This is a genomic window from Mesorhizobium sp. M1295 (assembly GCF_040318135.1).
Lineage (GTDB): Bacteria > Pseudomonadota > Alphaproteobacteria > Rhizobiales > Rhizobiaceae > Mesorhizobium.
The window spans coordinates 30,938-55,782 of sequence record NZ_JAMYLU010000026.1; the positions used below are offsets into that span (position 1 = coordinate 30,938).

A 24,845-nucleotide genomic window follows, 5' to 3' on the forward strand; every position below is an offset into this window, starting at 1 on the left:
ATGCATGGCGCTGCTTGGCGGCTGCTGGACACCCGAGGTGCTCTGGTCCCTGAGCGAAGGCCCGCGTCGGTTCTCGGAACTCCGCCGCGATATCCCAGCCGTTTCGGCGAAGGTACTGACCAGCAGACTGCGGGATCTCGAGGAGCGCGGCGTCCTCGGTCGCAACGTGATGGTGACCTCGCCGCCGACGGTGGAATATGAGCTGACCTCGTTGGGGCAGGAGCTGCTGCCGGCTATCAGGTCTATCGTGGAGGTCGGGTCGCGCCTGCTGCTCGGTGATTCTGTTCTTTAGAGAATCGCGAGCACATCAGAGAATCGCGAGTTTGTGGCGTCGACACTACTTTCGGCCTGCGCTTAACAGCGAGGATGACGCTTGATGTGCGTGTTGATCTGGTGGTGGAGCAGTTCCGCCCGCCCAGGTCAGCGTTCAAAATAGATGGCCAACCTTAGCCTCGGGTCATCATTTCGGACTGAAAGATACGGAGCGCCAAAGGGTGGTAATGCGCAGTGACTTGGGCCCTCCAGGAGTCTAAGCTAGCATGCTTCTGCCAGCACGAAGAAAAACCGCTGCATGCCCCGCTTTCTTGCCGTCTACACCATGAAGCCCGAAGACCTCGCCCGCTTTCGCAGCCTGCCTAAGCCCGAGCAGGATACGATTGATGCCGTCGGCTTACAGCTGTGGGCGGACTGGGAGGAGAGAAATGCCGCATTTTTCCCCGATCGCGGCGGCATGGTCGGTAAGACGAGGCGCGTTACCAGGGACGGCATCGCCGACGCCGTGAACCCTTTCTGCGGCTATATTGTGGTCGAGGCCGATACCATCGATGCCGCCGCCCGCCTGTTCGAGAACCACCCGCATTTCACCGTCTTCCCAGGAGACGGCGTGGACATCATGCCCTTCCTCACCGACCCTGCTCCGACTTGAACATCCGCTAATCGCTTGCGATTTACCAGAAGGGGCGGCCGGCAACGCAGCCCACTCGGTCTCCCCTTGCACGCCGCCAGCCCGCCTGTTAAATACTGAACCATATGGTTCAGTATTTAATGCCCCACCTCGATGCCTCATTCGCCGCGCTCTCGGACGCCACCCGGCGCGGCGTTTTGGAGCAACTCGGACGAGCAGACGCCTCGATCACGGACCTTGCCGAAAAGTTCCACATGACCCTCACGGGCATGAAGAAGCACGTCGGCGTCTTGGAGAAGGCGGGGCTCGTCACCACGGAGAAGGTTGGGCGCGTGCGGACCTGCAAGCTTGGCCTACGCGCACTGGAGGAAGAGGCGGCATGGATCGAGAGGCACCGCCAGCTCTGGGACGCACGCTTCAACGAGTTGGACAAGGTTGTCGAGGAATTGAAACGGAAGGAGAAAGTCGATGGACGAAACAAGAGCTAGTGAGCCCACCCCCATGCAGAACCGCACGATGGTGGAACGGAAGTCCGACCGGGAGCTGGTCGTTACGCGAACCTTTGACGCGCCGGCGCGCACCGTGTTCGAGGCTTGGACCAAGCCCGAGCTGTTCATGCGGTGGTGGGCACCGAAGTCGATGGGCATGTTCCTGCGTTCCTGCGAGATGGATGTTCGTGTCGGGGGCAGGTACCGTTTGGTATTCGGCCACGATGCCTCAAACCCTGACGAGTTCTTCGGTAGGTATATCGAAGTGACACCGCACTCGCGCCTCGTCTGGACCAATGACGAAGGTGGTGACGGTGGACCCATCACCACGGTGACCTTCGAGGAAAAAGGTGGCAAGACGCTGCTGGTCATGCACGAGCTCTATCCCTCAAAGGAAGCTCTCGACGCTGCCGGCACCGGGGCGGCGGATGCGATGGGCGAGACGTTCGAGCAACTGGACGAGCTTCTCGTCACGCTAGGCGCGAGCGTGCGACGGTGATGAAGTCGTCGATCTCCCGGTCGGCAGCCTGGATCTTCAACTAGGCGGAAGAGAACCCCGACGAGATCGTCGCCGCCCTCTGTGAACCTACGAGGCCAATCATCAAACTCATTGAGGTTTCGCCAACTATCGGGACCAATCGAGCGATTTTCGCACCTCGCGACGTTCGGCGACGCGCTCAGGTCGTCTCAAAAAGGACCGTCACCGCCCCAGCTAAGGCATTAGCCAGAGGCCATAGCGATCGACAAGTAACCGGTGTTGCACACACTCTGCCGCAGGCGGTGTGTTGTGAGCGCTGGCGTCCACTCGATTCCTGCCGAAATTCCGGCTAGCTTGGGCGATAGATGGCTCAGTTCTGGTCGGTGAATCATAATCAGACCGCCCGTCAAGAGATTGATGGGCAGCACTTTTGGTCCCCCAAGACCGAGAGCAATGGCGCGCGAAATGAGTTCTACAACAACATGCGCCGTGCGACGCCCGGTGACCCTGTCCTTTCGTATACCGATCAAGCAATTGACTATATGCGCAGGATAGCGGAATTCGCTTTCACCGCTCGGAAACCAATCAAGTTCGGAGAGGCCTTATTGGAATCAAGAGCGATGACTTCTGCCGATCTTTTGGACACCGCTTTCCCCTTCGATCCATCCCAAAACAACAACAGGGAGTCTCGACCCGCTCCCGCCGAGGCGATATTCGCCAATCCATCTAGTTTCGGACTCAGGCAATCAGAAAGTTATCTGACAGGCATTCCACAGAAGTAATACAAATTGAAAATTGCGGCCTCATGTTTCAAAACCAGGATGGTTTCGAAGCCGGCGGGTCGCTCACGGTCCTCAAAGCGAGAATTCTAAGAGACGTTCAACAATGACCCAGCACGCAGAAAACGCTCGAATTCTCATGTACAGCCACGACACGTTCGGGCTCGGCCATTTGCAGCGCTGCCGGACTATCGCGCATTCGCTGGTCGAGGATTTCCGCGGACTTCAGGTGCTTATCATTTCGGGTGCGACTATCGCTGGCGCCTTCGACTACCGCGCCCGTGTCGACTTCGTGAAGATCCCCAGCGTCATCAAGCTGCGCAACGGCGAATACACCTCGCTGGAAAAGGACATCGATCTGCATGAGACGCTAAGGATGCGCCAGTCGATCATCCGCCATACAGCTGAGACCTTCCGGCCGGATATCTTCATCGTCGACAAGGAACCGCTCGGCCTGCGCGGTGAGATCGAGGACACGCTGTCCTACCTCAAGACGCGGGGCACCACTCTCGTGCTTGGCCTGCGCGAGGTAATGGATGCGCCGCATCTGCTCGAAGCAGAGTGGGCACGCAGGGATGTGATGCGCAAGATAGGCCTGTTCTACGACAAGGTCTGGGCCTATGGCCCGCCGGATTTCTACGATCCGTTGACCGGCTTGGATGTGCCGCCGGCTGTCAGGGCAAAGATGAGGTTCGTCGGTTTCCTGCAACGGAGCCTGCAGCGGAACGAGTTGCCCGGCCACCGGCCCGAGGGCGACTATATCCTCGTTACCACCGGTGGCGGCGGTGACGGCGCCGAACTGATCCACGACGTCATCGATGCCTATCAGCAGGATCCGCAATTGCAGCATAGGGCCCTGATCGTGCTTGGGCCTTACATGCCGGCGCGCAAGCGCAACAAGCTGCTCAAGAAGGGGTCCAAGATCCCCTACATCAAGATCATCGAGTTCGACAACCGCATGGAAGACCTGATTGCCGGCGCCAAGGCGGTAGTGGCGATGGGCGGTTACAACACCTATTGCGAGATACTGTCTTTCGACAAGCCGGCGCTGATCGTGCCGCGCGTCGAGCCCCGCCAGGAACAACTGATCCGCGCTCGGCGCGCAGCCGAACTTGGCCTCATCGAGATGCTTTTGCCGGAGGAAGCCAAGGATTCCCAGCGGTTTGCCGATGCACTGGTGGCGCTGCCGGACCGGCCCCACCCATCACAGAGCAATCCGCATCTGACGCTGGAAGGGCTGCCTCATATTTCCGAAATCGTCGCGGAACTGCTCGACCGGCGGGCCGGCCATCACCTTTCGGTCATTGAAGGAATGACCTGAGTTGCAACATCGCAAGATCGTCGTGGTTCTGAAGGGCTATCCGCGGCTGTCCGAAACCTTCATCGCGCAGGAATTGCTCGGTCTGGAGCGTGCAGGGTTCGACCTGATACTCGTCGCGCTCAGGCGGCCGACCGACGAAAAACGCCACCCCGTGCATGACGAGATCAAAGCGCCGGTCCATTATCTGCCGGAATATCTGCATGAAGAGCCGCTGCGCGTGCTTCGTTCGCTGTTTGCCTATCTGCTGCGGCCGTGCTTCTGGCGCACGCTCGGATCGCTGGCTGCCGATCTCCCCCACGACTTTACGCGCAATCGCGCGCGCCGCTTCGGGCAAGCGCTCGTGCTGGCGGCCGAATGGCCGGAAGACGCGGGCTGGCTGCATGCACATTTCGCGCACACACCGGCATCGGTGACGCGCTATGCCAGCCAGCTTCGTGGCCTGCCCTGGACCTGCTCGGCCCATGCCAAGGACATCTGGACTTCGGCGGACTGGGATCTGGCCGGCAAGCTTTCCTCGGCGCGCTGGACGGTCACCTGCACGAAAACCGGCTTCGACCGTCTGAAAAAACTCGCTAACGGCAACTCGTCTATACATCTGAGCTATCATGGGCTCGACCTTGATCGCTTCGGCAGTTTCGGCGAGGCGCGAAAGCAGCATGACGGCTCGGCGCCGGACGAACCGGTTGTCGTTCTGAGTGTCGGGCGCGCCGTTGAAAAGAAAGGTTACGATACGTTGCTGCAGGCCCTTGCCCTGTTGCCCGGTGATTTGGCGTGGCGTTTCGAGCATATCGGCGGTGGCGAGGAACTGGAGCGGTTCAAGGCGCTGGCGCAAAAGCTCGGACTGGATGGTCGCGTCTCTTGGAAAGGCGCGCTTGCGCAGGAGGAAGTGCTTGAGCACTACCGCCGCGCCGACATCTTCGCCCTGGCCTGCAGGATCACCGCAAATGGCGATCGTGACGGTCTGCCGAATGTTCTGGTGGAGGCGGCCAGCCAGCGGCTTGCCTGCGTGTCGACCGATATTTCCGGCGTGCCGGAGCTTTTATCGCCGGATGAAACCGGGCTGCTGGTTCCGACGGAAAACCCAATTGCCCTGGCACAGGCGCTGGAGCGCCTGATCCGTGATCCCGTACTGCGCGCCCGCCTCGGCGACGCCGCAGAGCGGCGCGTGCGCGGCAATTTCGATCATATGGCAAGCATTGGACAGCTCAAGGAACTGTTCGAGCGGGAGTGGCGGGCCGCCGAATGAAGCGGCTGCGCGCTTTCTTCTATGTCCAGCACCTGCTCGGCATCGGCCATCTTGCGCGCGCCAGCCGCATTGCGGCGGCTCTGGTCGATGACGGGTTTGACGTGACCGTCGTGACCGGCGGAGCGCCGATCGCCGGGTTTCCGGGACTCGGTGCAAAATCTGTAATCCTGCCACCTGTCACCTCCGGTGATGAAGGATTTTCCGGACTTGTCGACCTGGAGGGCAACCCGATCGACGATGATTTCAAGAAATGGCGTTCAGAGATGCTGCTGCAGGCATTCCGGGATTGCAGGCCTGATATCGTCATTCTCGAGGCGTTTCCATTTGGACGCCGACAGATGCGTTTCGAACTCTTGCCGCTGATCGAGGCCATCGACGCGACGTCGCCCAGACCGCTGCTGGCGACGTCCGTCCGTGATATCCTTCAGGAGCGCGTCAAGCCGGGCCGAAACGAGGAAACGGTCGATCTCATCAACAGGCATTTCGACCTTGTTATGGTCCACGGCGATCCGGCTTTCGCAACCATCGACAAGACATTTCCGCTGGCTGGGACGATCAGGGCCGAGGTCACCTACACAGGGCTCGTTGCCGCGCCGCCCTCGCCCGCGGCCTCCGAGCGCTTCGACGTTCTGGTGTCGGTTGGCGGCGGGGCTGCCGGAAAGAGCCTTGTCAGCTCCACCATCGCAGCGGCGCGGAATGCCAACAACGCTCGGAAATGGTGTTTGATCACCGGCCCAAACCTGCCGAAAGACGAATTTGACGCGATCGCACGCGATGCCACGCCGGGCCTGTCCATCTTCCGGTTCCGCGAGGATTTCGCCAGCCTGCTGACAGGCGCCCGCCTGTCAGTCTCGCAGGCGGGTTACAACACGGTCTGCGATGTCCTGCGCGCGGGTTGTCGCTCCCTGCTCGTTCCATTTGCAGCCGGCGGGGAAACCGAACAGACGGTTCGCGCCCTGATGCTCGAAGAACTCGGTCTTGCAACGGTGCTGATGGAAAAGGACCTAACGCCTGAAGGTTTGGCGCAAGCGATCGAACAGGCGCTTGTGAGACCGACGCCATCCGCGCATCGTCTCGATCTGGAAGGCGCGCGTCGCTCCGCGCAAATCCTGCACGAGCGGTATCGAACATGGTCCCTAAAAGTGGAGCCCGGTTTCGGAAAAGCTCATGATCAAACAGACGATAGATCCTAGTCCTACTGCGTTACTGACTCAGTAGGACTAACGCACGTCGCGTCTGGTGAGTTTCGTGCGACGCGCTTCAAGTCCTGTTTTATGCATGTCGTTGTCCGAAAACCGCTACGCACTTTTGGGTGAAATACATTAAACAGTTCCAATCAGCATGAAGCGCGTATAATTTTTTGTCGGCAGTTCGCCGGAGAACCGCACCTCCCGTAGCGCCGCCATTGCTTCGAAGGTTGCAAGTGAAGCCACGCAGTTGATGTGCGTCGGCTCGCTGAAATAATCGTTCGATTGCAGCAGTACATTCGTGCCCCGCGGAAGCAGAGCAAGCCAGGCGCGCAGATCGGCTATGTGTTCGCAGCTCGTATTGACTATCAGGTCGGGCCGGACGGCCGCATAGTCGAGTGCGTACATATCTGCCGTTAGCGCCCGGAACCGGTCGCCGGCTTCCCGGTTGAGGGTCCGGGCGACCGGCGCGACTTCGGGATCGATGTCGATGCTATCGACCGCCGCGATGTCGAAGCGGGCGTCGTTGAAAAGCATTGCCGGCAATACGCCGTACCATCCACCCAGAACCCATATGCGCCCGAACCGGCCGCCGCAGCTTTCGAACAGCCTGTCGAGCGCCCACATCTTGCAGGCGACCTGCTTGTGGTTGAAGGCGTTGGCGATATCGGCCTTCGGATGCTTGGTGACGACGCGCGCCAGCCCTGCCACGAGAGGGCAGTTGACATAAGCAGCAATTCCCCGCGTGAGGTCCAAGGCTTGCTCGTGCCAGTCCATACCGGCATTGCGTGGTTGCGTGACATCCATCATATTTGTCTTGTATGTTGGGATTTCGGGCGACACAACGCAATCTTGCCTCCCGCAAGACTGTTTGATTCCGCGGACGTGATTATGCTGCAAGCCGCTTGGCTATTGCCCGGTGCCGGAGAGAGCCTGTTGCATCTGTCCGGATCATCGGCGTCCATCCGCCAGCACCAGCCGCCCAGCTGCGGCCTCGTGCTGCTCGGCTATTCGCCAACGCCCTGCGGAAGCCGCGAACCGTCTGGCCAGCTGCCTTCTTCGCTGATCAACAATGCCCATGTCGTTGTCATCGACCATGCGCCGGAACTGGATCGCGCCGCCTCGCAGGTTCCTTGCATCGTTGAGCGCAGGACAATGTCCGTGCACTGCAGCTTCGACTTTGTCGTTGGCGACGAAGAAATTGCCGATACGCCATTCGCCAGCAGGTGCGTTTACATCCTGCATCCTTTCAACTGAAGGGTCCGCAGTCGCATATGGAACCCAGCCTAGCCCGCTATATCTGGACGCACACCAAGAAGCAGCAGCTCTGGATATTGATGATCGTCGTGCTTTCGATGGTCCCGTATTTCATGTCCTTCGACCTACCGAAGCTGATCGTCAACGGCCCGATCCAAGGTAGGGGCTTCGAGCAACCGGGCGCGACCCAGCCATTCATGAGGCTACACTATAACCTGCCGTTCATTGGAGAGGTCCAGTTCTTCTCCGGTTTTCAGCTCGACCGCAAGGAGACCCTGTTTGCCCTGAGCCTTGTGTTCCTCTTGCTAGTCGTCATCAACGGCCTGTTCAAATTCTACATCAACACCTACAAGGGCCGCCTCGGCGAACGCATGCTGCGACGTATCCGCTTCGATCTGGTGGACCGTGTGCTGCGTTTTCCGCCGGTCTACTTCAAGCGGGTGAAATCCGCCGAAGTGGCGACCATGGTGAAGGACGAGGTAGAGCCGCTGGGCGGCTTCATCGGCGACGCCTTCCTGCAGCCGGTACTGCTCGGCGGCCAGGCGCTGACGGCCATGCTGTTCATCATGATCCAGAACGTCTGGCTCGGAATGATAGCGGTCGTGATCGTGGTGATCCAGATCGTGCTCATCCCGCGAATGCGGCGGCGGCTGATCGTGCTCGGGCGCCAACGGCAGTTGACGGCGCGCGCGCTTTCGGGCCGGGTTGGCGAAATCGTCGACGGCATCGGCGCGGTTCACGTCCACGATACATCAAACTACGAGCGCGCCGACATAGCTGCCCGGCTCGGGCTCATCTTCAAGATCCGCTTCGATCTTTACCAATGGAAATTCATGGTGAAGTTCCTCAACAATTTTCTCGCGCAGGTCACGCCCTTTCTGTTCTACATGATCGGCGGGTATCTGGTCATCCAGGGGCGGCTGGACGTCGGCCAGCTCGTGGCCGTGATCGGCGCCTACAAGGACCTGCCCGGACCGATGAAGGAACTGATCGACTGGGATCAGGATCGGCAGGATGTCCAGGTCAAATATCAACAGGTCGTTGAACAGTTCACCGTCGAGGGTCTCATCGCGCCGAAAATCGGGGCATTGACGATCGACGATCCCGATCCGATGACCAATCCCCTGTCGGCGATCAATCTGTCCATAGCAGACGATGGCGGTGCAATGCTCCTCAACCGTATCTCCCTCCAGGTCAAGCCGGGTGAGACGGTGGCGCTGGTCAGTACCGCAACAGGTGGAGCGGAGGCGCTTGCAGAAGCCTTCGCGCGGCTGAACTGGCCGGACAGCGGAAGGGTCGCTTCGGGCACCGACGACCTGCTTGAACTCCCCGAAGCAGTAACCGGCCGGCGCATGTCGTATGCCTCGTCGGATGTTTTCCTGTTCCAGGCAAGCCTCCGCGACAACCTGCTCTACGGGTTGAAGCATGCGCCGCTGACATCGGTGCCTTATGACGGTGCTGCGGCAGACCAGCACCGCTGGAACATCCACGAGGCGCGCCGGTCGGGCAATCCGGATCTTGATATCCACAGCGACTGGATCAACTATGCTTCCGCTGGCGCTACCGGCCCGCACGACCTCTTTGAAGCCGTGCGCCGGGTGCTCGACGCGGTTGTTCTGTCGCGCGACATTCTGGATCTTGGCTTGCGCTCTTCGGCCGACCTCACGCGTCACACGGAGCTTGCCAGGCGGATCGTCGAACTGCGTGCGGCGCTGCGAACCCGGCTGGAACAAGAGGGGCTGAGCGGACTGGTGGTTCCTTTCGAACCGGGCGCCTACAACAAGGAAGCAACGATCGGCCAAAACCTGCTCTTCGGCGCTGCCGCCGGCCCCGAACTGGCCGACAGGGCCCTGGCGGCCAATCCCTATTTTGCTTCTGTGCTGAGGCAAGCGGGCCTCGACCGCACGCTCTACGAAATGGGCTTGGAGATCGCCAAACAGGCGATCGAGCTGTTTGCCGACCTGCCGCCCGATCACCAGTTCTTCCAGCAGCTCGCCTTCATGAGCGCCGAGGAGATACCCGCCTACGAAACCTTGCTGCAACGGCTCAAGAACCGTCCTCACGAGGCGGTTTCGGAGAACGATCGCGCCATGATCGTCACCTTGAGCTTTGCCTACATCGAGCCCCGGCACCGCTTCGGCCTGCTGAGCGAGGAGCTGATGAGCAAGATCGTCGCTGCACGCAGCCAGTTCTATGAAAACCTGCCGCCCGAACTGCAAAATGCGGTCGAACGGTATGATCCTGCCAAATACATTGCCGCGGCCACCGTCATGGATAACGTCCTGTTCGGGCGTGTGGGCAACAACCATCCCGACGCGCCGGACCGCATACGCTCCATCGTCTATGACATTCTTGACGAACTGGGGCTTTATGCCGAACTTCTGGATGTCGGCCTGGACTTCAACGTCGGCTCCGGCGGCAGGCGGCTGACCGGTGGACAGCGACAGAAGCTCGATGTTGCCCGGGCCCTGCTCAAGCGTCCCGATTTTCTCATTCTCAACCGGCCGCTTTCGGCGCTCGACCAGCGCATGCAGGATAAGGTGCTGCGAAACGTGCTCGAGGAAGCTAGGCGCGACGGCCATTCGCCGGCAATTGTGTGGGTCGTGACGAATCCGGCAATGGCGATGATGTTCGATCGCGTTATCGTCTTCGACTCGGGTCAATTGGCGGAAGACGGAACACACGAGACACTTTTGGCAGGGAACGGTATCTTCAAGGAACTGCTGTCATAGAGCAACGGACATTCAGATGGGATCATTCTGCCGGTGCACGACATCGGGCTCGCCACCTTTCGCGTGGTTCGTCTCGCCATCCCGGAAAGAGAATTGATTCCATCTGGGCGTCCGTTGCTCTAGTCTGGCAAACGCGAATTTTGGGAAGGTTTGCGACAATGCTGCTCAAGGATGAAGTTGGAATGCTGCAACGCGTTCCCTTGTTCTCTGCCATCGAGCCGACAAAGCTCAAGCTGCTTGCGTTCACATCCGATCGTGTGAGCTACAGCGCCGGCCAGATCCTTTTCCGGCAGGGCGACGAGGGAGACGCCGCCTATGTCATCCTTTCAGGCAGGGCGGATATTCTTGTCGATTCCGACAGCGGACCGATAAAAGTTGCCGAACTGGAGCCAAATTCGATCGTTGGCGAGATCGCCATATTGTGCAACAGCTCCCGCACTGCCACCGTCAGAGCGGCAAGTCCGCTGGAAGTCCTGAGAATCCGCAAGGATCATTTCCTGAGGCTTATGAGGGAGTTCCCGGAAATGACCATCGAGATATTGCGGGTTCTTGCCGATCGCCTAAGCCATACGACCGCGGATCTGATCGACGCACGAAGCGCCAAATAACGAAGGACGTGCGCTCGATCCTCGCCGTCGTGACGGCACTGTCCTCTCGCTGAGAAGATCACCCGGAGAAAGCCTGTCTCGCCTAGCAGCAGTTGTTTGGATATGATGGGCGAAGGGGTAGCATGGACGACAACGTTTTCCTGGTCAGGTTTTGGGGTGTCCGCGGCAGCATTTCGGTATCAGGGCCAGAATTCTCTCGCTATGGCGGCAACTCAATCTGCGTCGAGATGCGATGCGGTAAGCATACGCTTCTGTTCGACGCAGGCTCTGGCCTACGGCCTGCCGGCGCGGCGCTTCAGGCGTTGGGCGTCACCGATTTCGACCTGCTTTTCACCCATTGCCATTACGATCACATCATCGGGCTGCCGTCTTTTGCGCCGATCTATGACCGGGGCGCCAAGGTTACGCTTTGGTCCGGGCATCTTGCAGGACACATGACCACCCGGCAGATGGTCGATGAGTTCATGCGGCCGCCGTGGTTTCCGGTGAAACTGGAGATCAGCAAGGCAAGCCTCGACTATCGCGATTTCGTATCCGGAGACGTGCTTCGCCCGCGCGAAGGGGTGGTGGTCCGAACCGGCAGTCTTATCCATCCGGGCGGCTGCATAGGCTACCGGGTCGAATGGGGCGGCCGCGTCGTGGCGGTGATCACAGACACTGAGCACGAGCCGGACAAACTCGATCAGACGGTGCTCGGCCTGATCGAAGATGCCGACCTCGTCATTTACGATTGCACCTACACCGAGGAGGAAATGGAACGCCGCCGCGGTTACGGGCACTCGACATGGCAACAGGGCGTCAAGCTCTGTGAGGCGGCCGGTGCGCGGGGGCTTGCGCTGTTTCACCACGATCCGACACGCACCGACAAGGAACTGGACAAGATCGAGAAACTGGCCAAGGACAGGTTTACCGGCGCTTTTGCCGCGCGGGATGGCCAGACGCTCAAACTTCCAGTCTCATTGCGCAAAAAGCGCTGAGCTATTTTCCTCTAGAGCGCTTCACCGTTTCACAGAAACGGCGAAGCGCTCTATCTCTTTGTTTTGACGCAATTCCGGACGGAAAACCGTTCACACTTTTCCTGGAATTGCTCTACCGGCGCTGCGCTCGATCAATGTCCTGATCGGAAGCCATGCGCAGGCTTCAGTCCGTGCGGTGACGGTGAACAGCCGTTCGAGGAAAAGCCAGGCCGATTCATCATGTACGAGATGGTGGGTGAGCAGACCGACCGGTTCGCCGCCATCGAATGCATGCTGCAATTGCGCGATGATAGCTTGAACCAATAGGCCGTGATCGCGGCAGCCGCGCGTGCCATGCCAATCCATGATGTCGACATTGCTGTTGATGACCGCCAGTGAAGCGCGCCTCGGCGGCCCATAGACCGACAATGCCGCAAATCCTATCGATCCAAGGTCGGATACCAAGCCGGCGTCAATCCTGTTCCAGGGTGGCACCAGCATCGGAACGGTACGTGCGCCGTGCAGGCCGGTTACGTGCGACAGCCCGCGAGCCAGATCATTGAGCACCGCCTCGCGTGGCCGATGCGCGCCGAGCTCCTGCTTTTTCTGGTCCTCGGGCGCATGATTTCGGTGCGCCCAGCCATGGATGGCGACCGTGGCATGCGGCGCCTCGTCAAGCCGGACGGCAAGCTTCTCATCAGTCAGGGCCGGAATGACGGCCAGAGTCACCGGAACCGCGAATTCACCGGTGAGGTCGAGCAGCCGATCAAGCGCAGGCGTCGGACCCACGGCGTCATCGTCGCGCAGCCAGAACTCTGCCTTGCGGTCTGCCCGTTGCCGGCACGCCAGTTCTTCCACCAAGGGCTGCCAGATCTGATCGGGTGTCATGAAACCCGGATCTTCGCAAGGAGTTCGGCCAGCCGCGCCACTGCAGCACCGAGGGAACGTTCTTCGAGGATGAAACGTCTGGCTTCCGCGGCCATGATGGTTCTTTCGTCGTTACGGGCCAGAAGCCTTTCAATGGCAGAAGCGAACGCCCCAACATCGCCCGGCGGGGTGAGAAACCCGGTCTGGCCATCCCGCACGACCTCCGGCACGCCGGCGATGTCCTGAGCCACCACCGGAAGGCCGGCGGCCTGTGCTTCAAGATAGGCAATGCCATAGGCCTCGCCGCAACCCGGCCAGACGTAAATTCCCCCACTGTAGAGGACGTCCGGCACGGCGGCTGGCTCAATCGCGCCAAGCCATTCGATACGGGCGGCGGGCAAGCCGGCGAATTGCGCTTTGACCTCGTCACGGGCAGGCCCATCCCCGACGACCAACATGGTCCAGGGCAGGTGGCCGATCGGACCGAGCGCTTGCGCCAGCATGCGATAGCTTTCGACTTTGTCGCCCGGGCGCATCATGGCGACGGTAACGAGGCGCGTCGGACAACTCCGTGCCGGCGTTTCCCGGAATACCGATGTGTCGATGAAGGGCGAAAGCATGCCGAAAGCGGCGTCGGGAATCGCATCTGCCAGTCCCTGACGATCCCTTTGCGTGAAGCAGATGTTCAGCGCTGCCTGTTCGACGGCTCGCGCCACCAACGCTTGTATATCGGCCCACAAGCCGGTGTTGCGCCGCCTCGAATAGGAGGCTTCCGCTGTCACATAGGGGACACCAAAGGCCAACGCCAGCTCGGGCCCGATCAGGTCGGGCGCCTTGTAATAGGGATGATAGGTGAACCACAGATCGGGCTTGCCGTCACGATCCCAAAGCCTTGCCAGCCGCGCGGCTTCCTCCCGGGCCTCGATCTTGAGCGCGTCGAAACTTTTCGAATCCGGTTCGCGTAGATAGAAGCGTAATTCGGATGCTAGTTCGACGCTATGCCCTCCATGCTCCAGCGCCTTGACCAGCATCCGTGCCATCTGGCGGTCGCCGGAGGCAACGGGATGATTGGGCGACTTCAGCGGCGCGTAGAAGGCAATTCGCATCGCCGGACCCTATCATCGGAAAGCCTGCGCAAGTCAATTTCGAAGCATGATCGACTTCACCTTCAAGCAGTGGAATGTGCTATCTGATGCTCATGGAAACAGCTGCCGCGTCCGATCCGTTTGTCGCTTCCCTGCCGGTCTTCGCAAAGTTCGAAAGCGTTGCCGATATCGATAACTATCGGCCTCTCCCCGATGGCTGGGCGCTGGCCACCGCCGACATCGTCGGCTCGACCAAGGCGATCGGGGCTGGGCGCTATAAAACCGTCAATATGGCCGGTGCCAGCGTCATTTCGGCGCTGCTCAATGCGCTGGGTCGGCAAGATCTTCCCTTTGTCTTCGGCGGCGACGGCGCGCTCGTGGCATTTCCCGGCTCGGCGCTGGAGATCACCCGCAACGCGCTGGCGGCTGTCCAGAGATGGGTGGCGGACGAACTCGACCTGACCTTGCGTGCCGCAATCGTGCCGATAAAGGATATCAGAGCGCAAGGCCTCGACGTTCGCGTGGCGAGGTTCCAGGCCTCCGAAGCGGTCTTCTATGCCATGTTCGCCGGCGGTGGCGGCAGTTGGGCGGAAGCCGAGATGAAAGCGGGGCGCTACCGCATCGATCCTGCGCCGGCCGGCGCGCGGCCGGATCTGACCGGCCTCTCGTGCCGCTGGAACCCGATCGAAGCCCGGCATGGCGAAATCGTCTCGATCATAGCCATACCGGGGGCGTCGCGCGACGTGCGCGATTTTCAGTTTCTGGTTTCCGACATCATCGCCCTTGCCGGCAGGCAGGAACGCGATGGCCACCCGGTGCCGGTGAACGGACCGGACTACAGTTTGCTGCCCGCCGGCCTCGATATCGAGGCGCGCGCCACGGCGCCGGCAGGACGGCGATGGCTGTCGAAGCTGTGGATAGTGTTCCTGATGACGCTTACGGCTGTTACCGATAGATATGGCTGGACGATCGGCAAATTCGATCCGAAGATCTACAAACGCGACGTGGCCAGCAATTCGGATTTCCGGAAGTTCGACGACGGCTTGAAGATGACCATCGACGTTGACGCGGATGTGTTGCAACGGATCGAGAACCGGCTGAAACAGGCGGAAGAGGCGGGCATCTGCAACTATGGCCTGCACCGCCAGAAATCGGCCTTGATGACATGCCTCGTCGCCTCGCCGCTGCAGCGCGATCACGTTCATTTCATCGATGGCGCCGCCGGCGGCTATGCGATGGCTGCAGCAAGCCTGAAGGCGAAGGTGCCGGTCTGACAGCTTGCGGACATCGATTTTCCGCAATATGCCTCGGGGTTCTTGGGACCAAGTGAGCCTCGCCATGGAAGCGGACGGTCTGTCCGAATTAAGGGAAAGCAGATTTTTGGACGCCTCACGATCGACATATGACCGTCTTCTGAACCGGATTTCGACGCGCGCCGCGCAAGTCGGCGTGATCGGACTGGGGTATGTCGGGCTGCCGCTGGCGGTTGCGATCGCACGCGCCGGCTTCCCGGTTTCCGGCTTCGACGTCGAAGCCCAGAAGGTCGAGAGCCTGAACAACGGCCAATCCTATATCGAGGCGGTGACCTCGACAGCCCTTGCCGGCCAGGTGGCGAGCGGACGGTTCCGCGCCACTGCGGATTTTGCTGAACTGGCCGTCTGCGATGTCATCATCATCTGCGTTCCGACACCGCTGACGAAAAACCGTGAGCCGGACCTCTCCTTTGTCAGGAACACGGCAGGCACCATCGCGAAGCATCTGCGTCTCGGCCAGCTGATCGTGCTGGAATCGACCACCTATCCCGGCACCACCGACGACGTGATCAAGCCCATACTGGAAGAAACCGGCTTGCGGTCGAAGATAGATTTCTTCCTCGGCTTCTCGCCCGAACGCGAGGATCCCGGCAACCGAAGCTTTGAAGTCGCGACGATCCCCAAGATCGTGGCAGGCGACGGCATTGAAGCGGCGACACTCGTTCAGGCTTTCTACCAGGGCGTGGTCAAGACCGTTGTTCCGGTTTCCACCACGGCGACCGCCGAGGCGGTCAAGCTGACGGAAAACATCTTCCGCTCGGTCAACATAGCCCTGGTCAACGAGTTGAAGGTCGTGCTCGGTGCGATGGGCATAGACATCTGGGAGGTGATCGAGGCGGCAAAGAGCAAGCCCTTCGGCTACATGCCTTTCTATCCCGGCCCCGGACTTGGCGGCCACTGCGTTCCGATCGATCCCTTCTACCTGACGTGGAAGGCGCGCGAATATGAACTGCCGACCCGCTTCATCGAGCTGGCGGCAGAGATCAACACGGCGATGCCGCGTCATGTGGTCGATGAACTGGCGAAGGCGCTGGACCGGCGCTGCGGCAAGGCGCTCAGCCGCTCGCGCATTCTCATCATCGGGCTCGCCTATAAGAAGAATGTGCCCGACATCCGCGAAAGCCCCTCATTGCGGCTCATTGAACTCATCGAGGAATGGGGCGGCAAGGCGGAATTCCACGATCCGCATGTTACGGAGATCCCGACCACACGGGAGCATATGGCGATCAAGGGGCGTCGCTCGGTCGAATTGACCGAGGCGGCCTTGAAGGATTTCGATGCTGTCGTCGTTGCAACCGACCACGACGCGATTGACTATCAGGCGATCGCGGATCACGCTCTTCTGATCGTCGACACACGCAATGTTTTTGGCCGCCTCGGGCTAACCCGAGAGACGGTGGTGAAGGCCTGACGGCGTCCGAGCCGGCGAATTTGTGGCGGATCAAGGAGATTTCGAGATAGCATGAGCACAGCGCAAGCAGAAATTTCTGCCATTCTCATGGATAAGGTTGCCGATTGGCTGACCCAATCGGCGCTGGCGGGCGACGACCTGGAAACATTGGTAAAGGGCTTTTGTGAACGGCTGGCTGCTGCCGGCCTGCCGCTGAGGCGGGTGCATTTGAGCTTTTCGATGCTTCATCCGCTTTATGACGCGCTTGGCTTCACCTGGCTTCGCGGCCAGGGCTTGGAAGTAGAAGGCTTCCGTCATGACGACGGCGTTCCTTCCGACAGATTCCTGACCAGCCCATACTACCATCTGCTCAGCCACAAACTCGACCATCTGCGGCGCCGGCTCGACCCGTCGGTGCCGTCTGAATTTCCTGTTTTCGATGACCTCAAGCTTATGGGCGTCACCGATTACATGGCTTTCGTCCATCCCTTCAGCGGCAACACCAGTCAGGGCATGATCGGGTCTTGGTCCACCGACAGTGCTGCAGGCTTCAGTGACAACATGATTTCGGCGCTGCTGCGGATCCAGAACCATCTCGCTATCGCAACCAAGATGGCGGTGCTCACCAAGCTCGCCGACAACATGATGACCACTTATCTCGGCGGCGACGCCGGCAGGCGGGTGCTGGACGGCCAGATCAAGCGCGGCGAGGGCGACACAATCCGGGCTGCACTGGTCATGGCCGATATGCGCGGGTCGACAAGGCTTGCCGAAACCTCCGGCCGCGAAATCTATATCGATACGCTGAATCAGTTTTTCGATGCCATTGCTGCACCTTTCAATCGCAGAGGCGGGCAGATCATGAGTTTCCTGGGGGATGGCTTCATTGCCGTCTACCCTTGCGAAAGGCACCGTGCGCAGTCCGAGATCGCCTGCCGGGCTGCCCTTGCGGCAGCGCACAAGGCCACCGGGCGCATGATGGATCTCAATCTGCGCAGAAAGGAGCAGCGGTTGGGCGACATTAAATTCGGTATCGGCCTGCATGTCGGCAATGTGATGTTCGGCAATGTCGGGCTTTCCGACCGGCTCACATTCTCTGTCTTCGGCTCGGCTGTAAACGAGGTCCAGCGCCTTCAGACCCTGACCAAGAAATATTCGCACAGCGTTCTCGCCAGCGAAGATTTCGCCGGCTATTGCAGCGCCAACAACTGGCTGACGCTCGGCAAGGAGGAACTGGCGGGCATCAAGCAGAAGCTGACGGTGCTTTCACCCGATTTGTCGGGTGCTCTTGCACTCGATGAAGACGGTGCGCTGGAGCCGATTTACGACCGAATATCGGACGCCGAGCAGGTCATGCTGCTTCATCGCGATGCCGCGCGGCTGTCGGCGGGCGACCCGAGGAAGCTCCAGTAACCGTCACGATCTGATCCGAACGCCTTTGGTATGCAGTCCGGTCGCCGGTTCCGCCGGGGAACTGGCGACCGTTTCGAATCCAAGTTGCTCTAGGCTGGCAATGCGCTAGTCTCGCTTTTCTGGGCCTGCCGACCGGCAGGCCGCCAGAGTGGGGCTGGTGTGAGAATGAATTCGAGCGTTGATCTGCTGCGGATCGAGGATGTTGGCATCTCTTTTGCCATTATAGGGGGACCGTTGCATGCCGTCAGGCGTGCAAATCTTCGCGTCCTGCCCGGCAAGGTTACCGCGCTTGTGGGCGAGTCCGGTTCCGGAAAATCGGTTCTCAGCCAGGCAGTTATGGGCATTTTGCCGAACACAGCCCATGTCCGCGGCCGTATCCTGTTTTCCGATCCTGAAAAGCCCGGCACGACGCAGGATATCCTGCAAATGCCGCGTGACGGACCCGAAATCCGGGCGTTGAGAGGCAGCCGCATCGGCAAGATCTTTCAGGAGCCGATGACATCGCTGTCGCCGTTGCACACGATTGGCAATCAGGTCAGCGAATCCCTGCAGATTCATACGCCCATGGCTCGGGTGGAGCGCAAGGCGCTGACCAAGGAAATGCTCGGCCTTGTCGGCTTTCCCAACCCCAAGCGCGCCTATGACATGTATCCCTTTGAACTTTCGGGAGGATTGCGTCAACGCGCAATGATCGCCATGGCGCTTATCTGCCGGCCCGCCCTGTTGATCGCCGACGAGCCGACGACGGCGTTGGACGTCACCATCCAGGCGCAAATCCTGCAATTGCTGCGCGAGCTTCAGACGAAGCTGAACATGGCGATGCTGCTGATCACGCACGACCTTGGCGTGGTCGCCAATGTCGCCGACGAGGTGGTGGTCATGTACCATGGCGAGATCATGGAAGCGGGACCTGTGGAGGCGATATTCCGCCGGCCAGGTCACCCTTACCTGAAGGGCCTGATGGCAGCCGTTCCGCATTTCGACCTGAAGCCTGGCGAAAGGCTAAAGGCGCTCCGCGAGGTGCCGGTGAATGTCGGGAACCTGCTCGGCAAGCAGACGGCGCTGGCATCGAAGGGGCCGGACGACATCCTGCTGTCGGTCAGCGATCTGACAAAGACCTTCACGATCCGCAAGTCCGGATGGTTCGGCGGAGATCATCAAACCCCTGTTCGCGCCGTGGACGGCGTGAGCTTCGATATCAGGCGGGGTGAGTGCCTGGGTCTTGTCGGCGAAAGCGGCTCCGGCAAAACCACGGTCAGCAAGATCCTCATGCGGGCTGTCACCCCTAGCGGCGGCTCTGTGATCTTCAACGGCCGCGATGGTCCGATCGACGTCTTGGAAGCCGAGGGAGACGCCCTGCGCCTGCTGCGCGCGAAAATCCAGATGGTCTTCCAGGACCCGGTTTCGTCGCTTTCACCTCGCATGACGGTGGAGAACATCTTGAGCGAGCCGCTGGAAATCCATCAACGTGGCAATGCCGCGTCCCGACTCGCCACGGTCAAGAGCCTGATGCAGGCAATCGGGCTCGATCCGCGCTTCATAAAGCGTTATCCGCACAGTTTCTCCGGCGGGCAGCGTCAGCGTATCGGCATCGCGCGCGCGTTGGCGCTGGGACCTGAACTCCTGATCTGCGACGAGCCGGTTTCGGCACTCGATGTCTCTGTCCAGGCGCAGATTCTGAACCTTCTGAAGGACCTGCAGAAGGAACTGGGCCTGACCTACCTGTTCATATCCCACAACCTGGCGGTGGTGGACTACATGGCAGACCGCATCGCGGTGATGTGCGGCGGGCGTATCGTCGAGCTCGCGCCGCGCGAAATTCTGCTTAGGAAACCTATCCACCCCTACACGCGCTCACTGGTCGCCGCAGTACCTTTCCCCGATCTCGACAGGCCGATGGATTTCAAGACGCTGAAGCTCAGCGGCGCTTCCGACACCAGCGCATGGGGACCGCAATTCCGCGACGAGGGCGACGAGGATATGCTGTTGCCGCTCGATCTTGGCGGCGGCCACCTCGTGCTGGCCCGACGTTCGGCCGATGTCAGCGAGCTACGCCATTGATCAGCCGGCGCACCGTCCTTGGGCTCATGGCTTCGGCATTTCTGCCGGGCACGTTGCGCGCCGGCGATCTGGAGCCGGAATTTCTTCAGCCGCAGCTGAAGGCCAGGGCGCTGCCGGCCCTCGCCGAACGCCTGCCCAAGCGCCCGCGCGCATTGAATCTCGCTGCGATGGGTCGGCAGCCCGGCCAGTATGGCGGCACGCTGCGCACGATCATCGGCAGCCAGAAAGATATCCGGATGATGACGATCTACGGGTACGCTCGCCTGGTCGGCTATGACGAAAAGCTTAACTTGCAAGCCGACATTCTCGAAAGTTTCGATGTAGCGGATGATCGTGTCTTCACTTTCAAGATACGGGAAGGACATAAATGGTCTGACGGTAGCCTGCTGACGCCGGAGGATTTTCGCTATTGCTGGGAAGATGTCTGGCTGAACGATGAGCTTTCGCAAGGCGGGCTCGCCCCGGCCCTGCTGGCGGATGGCAAGCCGCCACGCTTCGAGATCGTCGATCCGTCGACGGTCCGCTATAGTTGGGATGCGCCCAATCCCGACTTCCTGCCCAAGCTCGCCGCTGCTTCGCCGATATCGCTTGTTCTGCCAGCCGCCTATCTCAAGCAGTTCCACAAGAAATACCAGGATCCATTCCGGCTCGCCGGCCTAATGAAGGAGAACCGGGCCCAGAAATGGACGCTCCTGCATATCCGCATGTCGCGGCAGTATCGCCCGGAGAACCCGGAACTGCCGACGCTCGATCCCTGGCAGAACCGGACCAAGCCGCCGGCCGAGCAATTCGTCTTCGAGCGCAACCCGTTCTTTCATCGAATAGACGAGAATGGCCGGCAACTGCCCTATGTTGACCGGATCGTCATGAATGTCAGCTCGTCGGCGATCATCTCCGCCAAGACCGGTGCGGGCGAGAGCGACCTGCAATGTATGGGAATTGACTTCAGCGATTACTCCTTCCTGAAAGACGCGGAGAAGCGCTACCCTGTGAAGATGCATCTCTGGAAACGCACACAGGGTTCGCGGCTGGCGCTGCTGCCCAATCTGAATTGTGCCGACCAGGTGTGGCGTGGCCTTTTTCGTGACGTGCGAGTGCGCCGCGCACTTTCGCTCGCTGTGGACAGGCGCGAGATCAATTTGGCTGTGTTCTACGGATTGGCGCAGGAAAGTGCCGATACGGTCCTGCCGGAGAGCCCGCTCTACCGGCCGGAATTCGCGAAAGCCTGGGTCGCCCATGATCCCGACCAGGCCAATGCCCTGCTCGACGAGGTCGGGCTTCAGGCGCGTGACGATGACGGCCTGCGGATACTTCCCGACGGACGCCCGGCGCAGCTCGTAGTGGAAACGGCCGGCGAAAGCACGCTGGAAACCGACGCGCTCGAGCTCATCACCGATCACTGGCGCAAGATCGGCATCGCCCTGTTCATCCGGACTTCGCAGCGCGACATCTTCCGCAGCCGCGCGCTTGGTGGCCAGATCGTGATGTCGATGTGGTCGGGCATCGACAATGGCGTACCGACCGCCGACATGAACCCGTACCAACTGGCCCCCACCGTCGACGACCAGCTGCAATGGCCGCTCTGGGGTGCTCACTACTTGTCTCATGGCAAGGTAGGTGAAGCGCCCGATCTTCCGCCTGTGGTCGAGTTGATGGCTTTACTCAAGCGCTGGAACGCATCGACCGAAGCCACGGAGCGCGCCGAAATCTGGAATTCAATGCTGTCGATCTATACCGATCAGGTGTTTTCGATCGGCACGGTGAACGGAACGCATCAGCCGATTCTGGCGTCCTCGCGGCTGCGCAATCTGCCTGACAAGGCGCTCTACGGCTACGACCCGACCGCCTATTTCGGTGTCTACATGCCGGATACATTCTGGCTTGGAGAGTCCTGAGCGTGCTTCGATATTTTGTCTGGCGCATCGCCGTGATGGTTCCAACGCTGCTGGTCATATCGGCACTGGTGTTCACGATCATCGAACTTCCACCAGGCGACTATTTCGACAGCTATGTTGCCGAGCTTCGGGCTCAGGGCGAAGCGGTGGATTCCGATCGCATCGAGATGATGCGCAAGGAATATGGTTTCGACCAGCCACCGGTCATTCGCTACTTCTACTGGGTCGGCGGGATGCTGCACGGCGATTTCGGCTATTCCTTCGAATATGAGCTGCCGGTTCGCGACGTCGTCGGGGACCGAATGTGGCTGACCGTGCTGGTTTCCTTGGTCACGATCATCTTTACCTGGCTCATAGCCTTTCCGATCGGCATGTACTCCGCCACGCATCAATACAGCTGGGGCGACTACGGCCTGACTTTGTTCGGCCTTCTCGGCCTTGCCATTCCGAACTTCATGCTGGCGCTGATCCTGATGTATTTCGCCAACATCTGGTTCGGCACGTCCATCGGCCATCTCATGGACCAGCAATATCTCGGCGAGCCGATGAGCTGGGCCAAGGCGAAGTCGATCCTCGCCCATCTCTGGATCCCGGTCTTGATCATCGGCACCGGGGGCACGGCAAGTATGATCCGGCGGCTGCGCGCCAATCTGCTCGATGAGCTACATAAGCAATATGTCGTGACCGCGCGCGCCAAAGGCCTTCATCCCTTCAGGGCGCTGGTCAAATATCCGCTGCGCATGGCGCTCAATTTCTTCATTTCAGACATCGGCTCTATCCTGCCGGCCATCATCTCCGGCGCCGAAATCACGGCGATCGTGCTGTCTTTGGAAACGACCGGGCCGATGCTGATCAAGGCGCTCCAAAGCCAGGACATGTATCTGGCAGGGTCGTTCCTGATGTTCCTCGCCTTCCTGACGGTCATCGGCGTCCTGATTTCCGACCTGGCGCTGGCGCTACTTGATCCGCGAATTCGTTTGCAAGGCGGCAGCACCAAATGAACACGCAATCGCCGCTGCCCGCTCCGGGTGCCCCACTGCAACACTACGTTTCCATCGCGCCCTTTGACCTGCAGTCGGTCGAGGTGATGACGCCGGAGCAGTCGAAGGTCTTTCAGGCGTCGCAGTTGCGGCTGATGTGGTGGAAATTCCGGAAGCACCGGCTTGCCGTCATATCCGGCATATTCCTGGCGGCGCTTTATTTCGGGATACTGATCTGCGAGTTCCTGGCGCCCTACAATCTGCACACGCGCAACATGGACTACATCTATTCACCGCCGCAGCGGGTGCACCTGTTCCACAACGGCCAGCTCGTCGGGCCGTTCGTCTATGGCCGTCAGATGACGCTGGATATGGACACGCTCAAGCGGAACTACATCGAGAAACAGGATGATGTTCAGCGGATCCGTTTCTTCTGCAAGGGCGACAGTTACCGGTTCTGGGGCCTGATCGAAGGTGACAGGCATTTTGTCTGTCCTGCCGAAAACGGCCAGCTCTTTCTGGCGGGCACTGACAGGCTGGGGCGCGATGTGCTCTCGCGCATCATCTATGGTGCACGCATTTCACTGACAATCGGCCTCGTCGGCATCAGTTTCAGCTTCCTGCTCGGCATTGTCATCGGCGGACTGGCCGGCTATCACGGCGGTATCTTCGACCTGATCGTTCAACGGATAATCGAAGTTCTGCAATCGATCCCCAGCATTCCGCTATGGCTGGCACTGGCGGCGATCATGCCGATAACCTGGAGTCCGATCCTGATCTATTTCGGCATCACCGTCATCCTCGGGCTGCTCGACTGGACCGGACTGGCGCGGGCCGTGCGTTCAAAGCTTCTAGCCTTGCGCGAGGAGGATTACGTTCTGGCCGCGCAATTGATGGGCGCCAGAAGCAGCCGCATCATCGGGCGGCATCTCATTCCCGGCTTCATGTCGCATCTGATCGCGACGGCGACGATCTCCATACCCGGCATGATCCTGGGCGAGACGGCGCTGAGCTTCCTCGGGCTCGGCCTGAGGGCGCCGATAACCAGCTGGGGCATCCTGCTCACCGAGGCGCGCAGCGTCAGCGTCATCGCGTTCTATCCATGGCTGCTTTTGCCGATGCTCCCCGTCATTCTCGTCATCTTGGCGTTCAACTTCCTCGGCGACGGCTTGCGGGACGCCGCAGACCCCTACAAGTGAGATCGCTATTCCGCCGCGCGCCGTGCCGCCGACTCGACCCGGTATGGTCCTTGTCAGCGGCCTGTTCGCTTGTTGCAATGTTCATCGTTCGCCTCGGCAAGACTCGATCTGGGTTTAACACGTCGGCGTCGGGTTTCAGCCGCGAAACGCTCTGGTCGGGGGCAGTTGATTTCGTGGACTGGTTCAGGACATACAATCGCACATGAGTCGCCTCGACAGTTTCATCCGGAGGATGACCGCACAGCGCGACATACTCGATCATGTCTGCGCCGAGGTGGCGAAAATGGAGGGGCCTGTGCTCGAGCTCGGCCTCGGCAATGGCCGGACGTTCCACCATCTGCGCGAGCGCCTGCCCGGACGCCGGATCGTAGCGTTCGACCGCGCACTTGCCGCACACGCCAGCTCAATTCCCGAAGCGGAAAATCTCGTGCTCGGCGAAATACGCGAGACCGCGAGCAGGTTCATTGGCATCGACGCCGCTCTTGTTCATGCCGACATCGGCACTGGCTATGAAGATCGCGATGCAGTGACCCTTACCTGGCTTCCCGATCTGACCGCGCGCCTGCTTCGCGTCGGCGGCATCGCGGTCAGCGGCATGCCGTTAGATCATCCGCAGTTGCAACGCCTCCCGCCGCCGCCTTCGGTGCCCGCCGATCGTTATTTTATCTGTAGGCGCGTGTGAGGGG

General features: G+C 60.2%; 23 protein-coding genes. 20 read left to right on the forward strand and 3 right to left on the reverse strand.

Annotated features, from left to right (window positions below; all coding sequences use genetic code 11):
• The first annotated feature begins 4 nt into the window (after positions 1 to 4).
• The 8 genes from NKH29_RS27320 to NKH29_RS27355 all read left to right on the forward strand — a co-directional run bounded on the left by NKH29_RS27320 (position 5) and on the right by NKH29_RS27355 (position 6,409).
• Positions 5 to 292 (forward strand): winged helix-turn-helix transcriptional regulator, encoded by a 288-nt coding sequence (locus tag NKH29_RS27320; RefSeq protein ID WP_352791313.1) that lies wholly within the window; start codon positions 5 to 7, stop codon positions 290 to 292.
• A 279-nt stretch (positions 293 to 571) separates the two neighbouring features.
• A complete protein-coding gene (locus NKH29_RS27325; protein ID WP_023716542.1) occupies positions 572 to 925 on the forward strand; it encodes a hypothetical protein in 354 nt (117 codons plus the stop codon).
• Between the two features lie 104 nt (positions 926 to 1,029).
• Positions 1,030 to 1,392: an ArsR/SmtB family transcription factor gene (locus NKH29_RS27330; RefSeq protein ID WP_023716541.1), complete on the forward strand. Its 363-nt coding sequence runs from the start codon at positions 1,030 to 1,032 to the stop codon at positions 1,390 to 1,392.
• Positions 1,373 to 1,891 carry an SRPBCC family protein gene (locus tag NKH29_RS27335; protein ID WP_023716540.1) on the forward strand — a complete coding sequence of 173 codons (519 nt, stop codon included), beginning with the start codon at positions 1,373 to 1,375 and terminating at the stop codon, positions 1,889 to 1,891. Before NKH29_RS27330 ends, NKH29_RS27335 begins: the two co-directional genes overlap by 20 nt.
• Positions 1,892 to 2,235: 344 nt before the next feature.
• Positions 2,236 to 2,652, forward strand: coding sequence for a hypothetical protein (locus NKH29_RS27340; protein ID WP_352493877.1), 417 nt, complete (start codon positions 2,236 to 2,238; stop codon positions 2,650 to 2,652).
• A 103-nt stretch (positions 2,653 to 2,755) separates the two neighbouring features.
• On the forward strand, positions 2,756 to 3,970 hold the full coding sequence (locus NKH29_RS27345; protein WP_023716538.1) for a glycosyltransferase family protein: 1,215 nt from the start codon (positions 2,756 to 2,758) through the stop codon (positions 3,968 to 3,970).
• Between the two features lies 1 nt (position 3,971).
• Entirely contained in the window at positions 3,972 to 5,216 is a 1,245-nt protein-coding gene (locus NKH29_RS27350; RefSeq protein WP_352482310.1) for a glycosyltransferase, read from the forward strand.
• On the forward strand, positions 5,213 to 6,409 hold the full coding sequence (locus tag NKH29_RS27355; RefSeq protein WP_353001020.1) for a glycosyltransferase family protein: 1,197 nt from the start codon (positions 5,213 to 5,215) through the stop codon (positions 6,407 to 6,409). Before NKH29_RS27350 ends, NKH29_RS27355 begins: the two co-directional genes overlap by 4 nt.
• Positions 6,410 to 6,538: 129 nt before the next feature.
• On the opposite strand, the gene NKH29_RS27360 is transcribed toward NKH29_RS27355, so the two are convergent.
• Positions 6,539 to 7,210, reverse strand: a complete 672-nt coding sequence (locus NKH29_RS27360) for a class I SAM-dependent methyltransferase (RefSeq protein WP_031193291.1) — start codon at positions 7,208 to 7,210, stop codon at positions 6,539 to 6,541.
• Between NKH29_RS27360 and NKH29_RS27365 the strand changes: the two genes are divergently transcribed.
• The 4 genes from NKH29_RS27365 (at position 7,196) to NKH29_RS27380 (ending at position 11,977) form a co-directional block, all read left to right on the forward strand.
• Positions 7,196 to 7,660: a hypothetical protein gene (locus NKH29_RS27365; RefSeq protein ID WP_352482312.1), complete on the forward strand. Its 465-nt coding sequence runs from the start codon at positions 7,196 to 7,198 to the stop codon at positions 7,658 to 7,660. The two genes, NKH29_RS27360 and NKH29_RS27365, sit on opposite strands and share 15 nt — an antisense overlap.
• 17 nt (positions 7,661 to 7,677) lie before the next feature.
• A complete protein-coding gene (locus NKH29_RS27370) occupies positions 7,678 to 10,392 on the forward strand; it encodes an ABC transporter transmembrane domain-containing protein (RefSeq protein ID WP_352791316.1) in 2,715 nt (904 codons plus the stop codon).
• Positions 10,393 to 10,550: 158 nt separating this feature from the next.
• A complete protein-coding gene (locus NKH29_RS27375) occupies positions 10,551 to 11,000 on the forward strand; it encodes a cyclic nucleotide-binding domain-containing protein (RefSeq protein ID WP_254023581.1) in 450 nt (149 codons plus the stop codon).
• Between the two features lie 122 nt (positions 11,001 to 11,122).
• Positions 11,123 to 11,977 carry an MBL fold metallo-hydrolase gene (locus tag NKH29_RS27380; RefSeq protein ID WP_352715985.1) on the forward strand — a complete coding sequence of 285 codons (855 nt, stop codon included), beginning with the start codon at positions 11,123 to 11,125 and terminating at the stop codon, positions 11,975 to 11,977.
• Positions 11,978 to 12,067: 90 nt separating this feature from the next.
• On the opposite strand, the gene NKH29_RS27385 is transcribed toward NKH29_RS27380, so the two are convergent.
• Positions 12,068 to 12,844 (reverse strand): polysaccharide deacetylase family protein, encoded by a 777-nt coding sequence (locus NKH29_RS27385; RefSeq protein WP_023716530.1) that lies wholly within the window; start codon positions 12,842 to 12,844, stop codon positions 12,068 to 12,070.
• Positions 12,841 to 13,929, reverse strand: a complete 1,089-nt coding sequence (locus NKH29_RS27390) for a glycosyltransferase family 4 protein (protein ID WP_352791318.1) — start codon at positions 13,927 to 13,929, stop codon at positions 12,841 to 12,843. Before NKH29_RS27390 ends, NKH29_RS27385 begins: the two co-directional genes overlap by 4 nt.
• 92 nt (positions 13,930 to 14,021) lie before the next feature.
• On the opposite strand from NKH29_RS27390, the gene NKH29_RS27395 reads away from it, so the two are divergent.
• From NKH29_RS27395 to NKH29_RS27430, 8 genes are all read left to right on the forward strand, one after another.
• Positions 14,022 to 15,182, forward strand: coding sequence for a DUF3095 domain-containing protein (locus NKH29_RS27395; RefSeq protein ID WP_352791329.1), 1,161 nt, complete (start codon positions 14,022 to 14,024; stop codon positions 15,180 to 15,182).
• Positions 15,183 to 15,288: 106 nt separating this feature from the next.
• The gene (locus NKH29_RS27400; protein WP_031193288.1) at positions 15,289 to 16,632 is read left to right on the forward strand and encodes a nucleotide sugar dehydrogenase; all 1,344 of its coding nucleotides are present in this window, start codon (positions 15,289 to 15,291) and stop codon (positions 16,630 to 16,632) included.
• Positions 16,633 to 16,683: 51 nt separating this feature from the next.
• Positions 16,684 to 18,024: an adenylate/guanylate cyclase domain-containing protein gene (locus NKH29_RS27405; RefSeq protein ID WP_352590470.1), complete on the forward strand. Its 1,341-nt coding sequence runs from the start codon at positions 16,684 to 16,686 to the stop codon at positions 18,022 to 18,024.
• Between the two features lie 165 nt (positions 18,025 to 18,189).
• Positions 18,190 to 20,085, forward strand: coding sequence for an ABC transporter ATP-binding protein (locus NKH29_RS27410; RefSeq protein ID WP_352715995.1), 1,896 nt, complete (start codon positions 18,190 to 18,192; stop codon positions 20,083 to 20,085).
• On the forward strand, positions 20,082 to 21,980 hold the full coding sequence (locus NKH29_RS27415; RefSeq protein WP_023716524.1) for an ABC transporter substrate-binding protein: 1,899 nt from the start codon (positions 20,082 to 20,084) through the stop codon (positions 21,978 to 21,980). The genes NKH29_RS27410 and NKH29_RS27415 overlap by 4 nt, the downstream gene beginning before the upstream one ends.
• 2 nt (positions 21,981 to 21,982) lie before the next feature.
• Complete coding sequence (locus NKH29_RS27420) at positions 21,983 to 22,981, forward strand: ABC transporter permease (protein ID WP_353001021.1); 999 nt, start codon at positions 21,983 to 21,985, stop codon at positions 22,979 to 22,981.
• Complete coding sequence (locus NKH29_RS27425; protein WP_352482321.1) at positions 22,978 to 24,159, forward strand: ABC transporter permease; 1,182 nt, start codon at positions 22,978 to 22,980, stop codon at positions 24,157 to 24,159. Before NKH29_RS27420 ends, NKH29_RS27425 begins: the two co-directional genes overlap by 4 nt.
• Before the next feature lie 202 nt (positions 24,160 to 24,361).
• Positions 24,362 to 24,841, forward strand: coding sequence for a class I SAM-dependent methyltransferase (locus NKH29_RS27430; protein ID WP_352493870.1), 480 nt, complete (start codon positions 24,362 to 24,364; stop codon positions 24,839 to 24,841).
• Positions 24,842 to 24,845 lie beyond the last annotated feature (4 nt).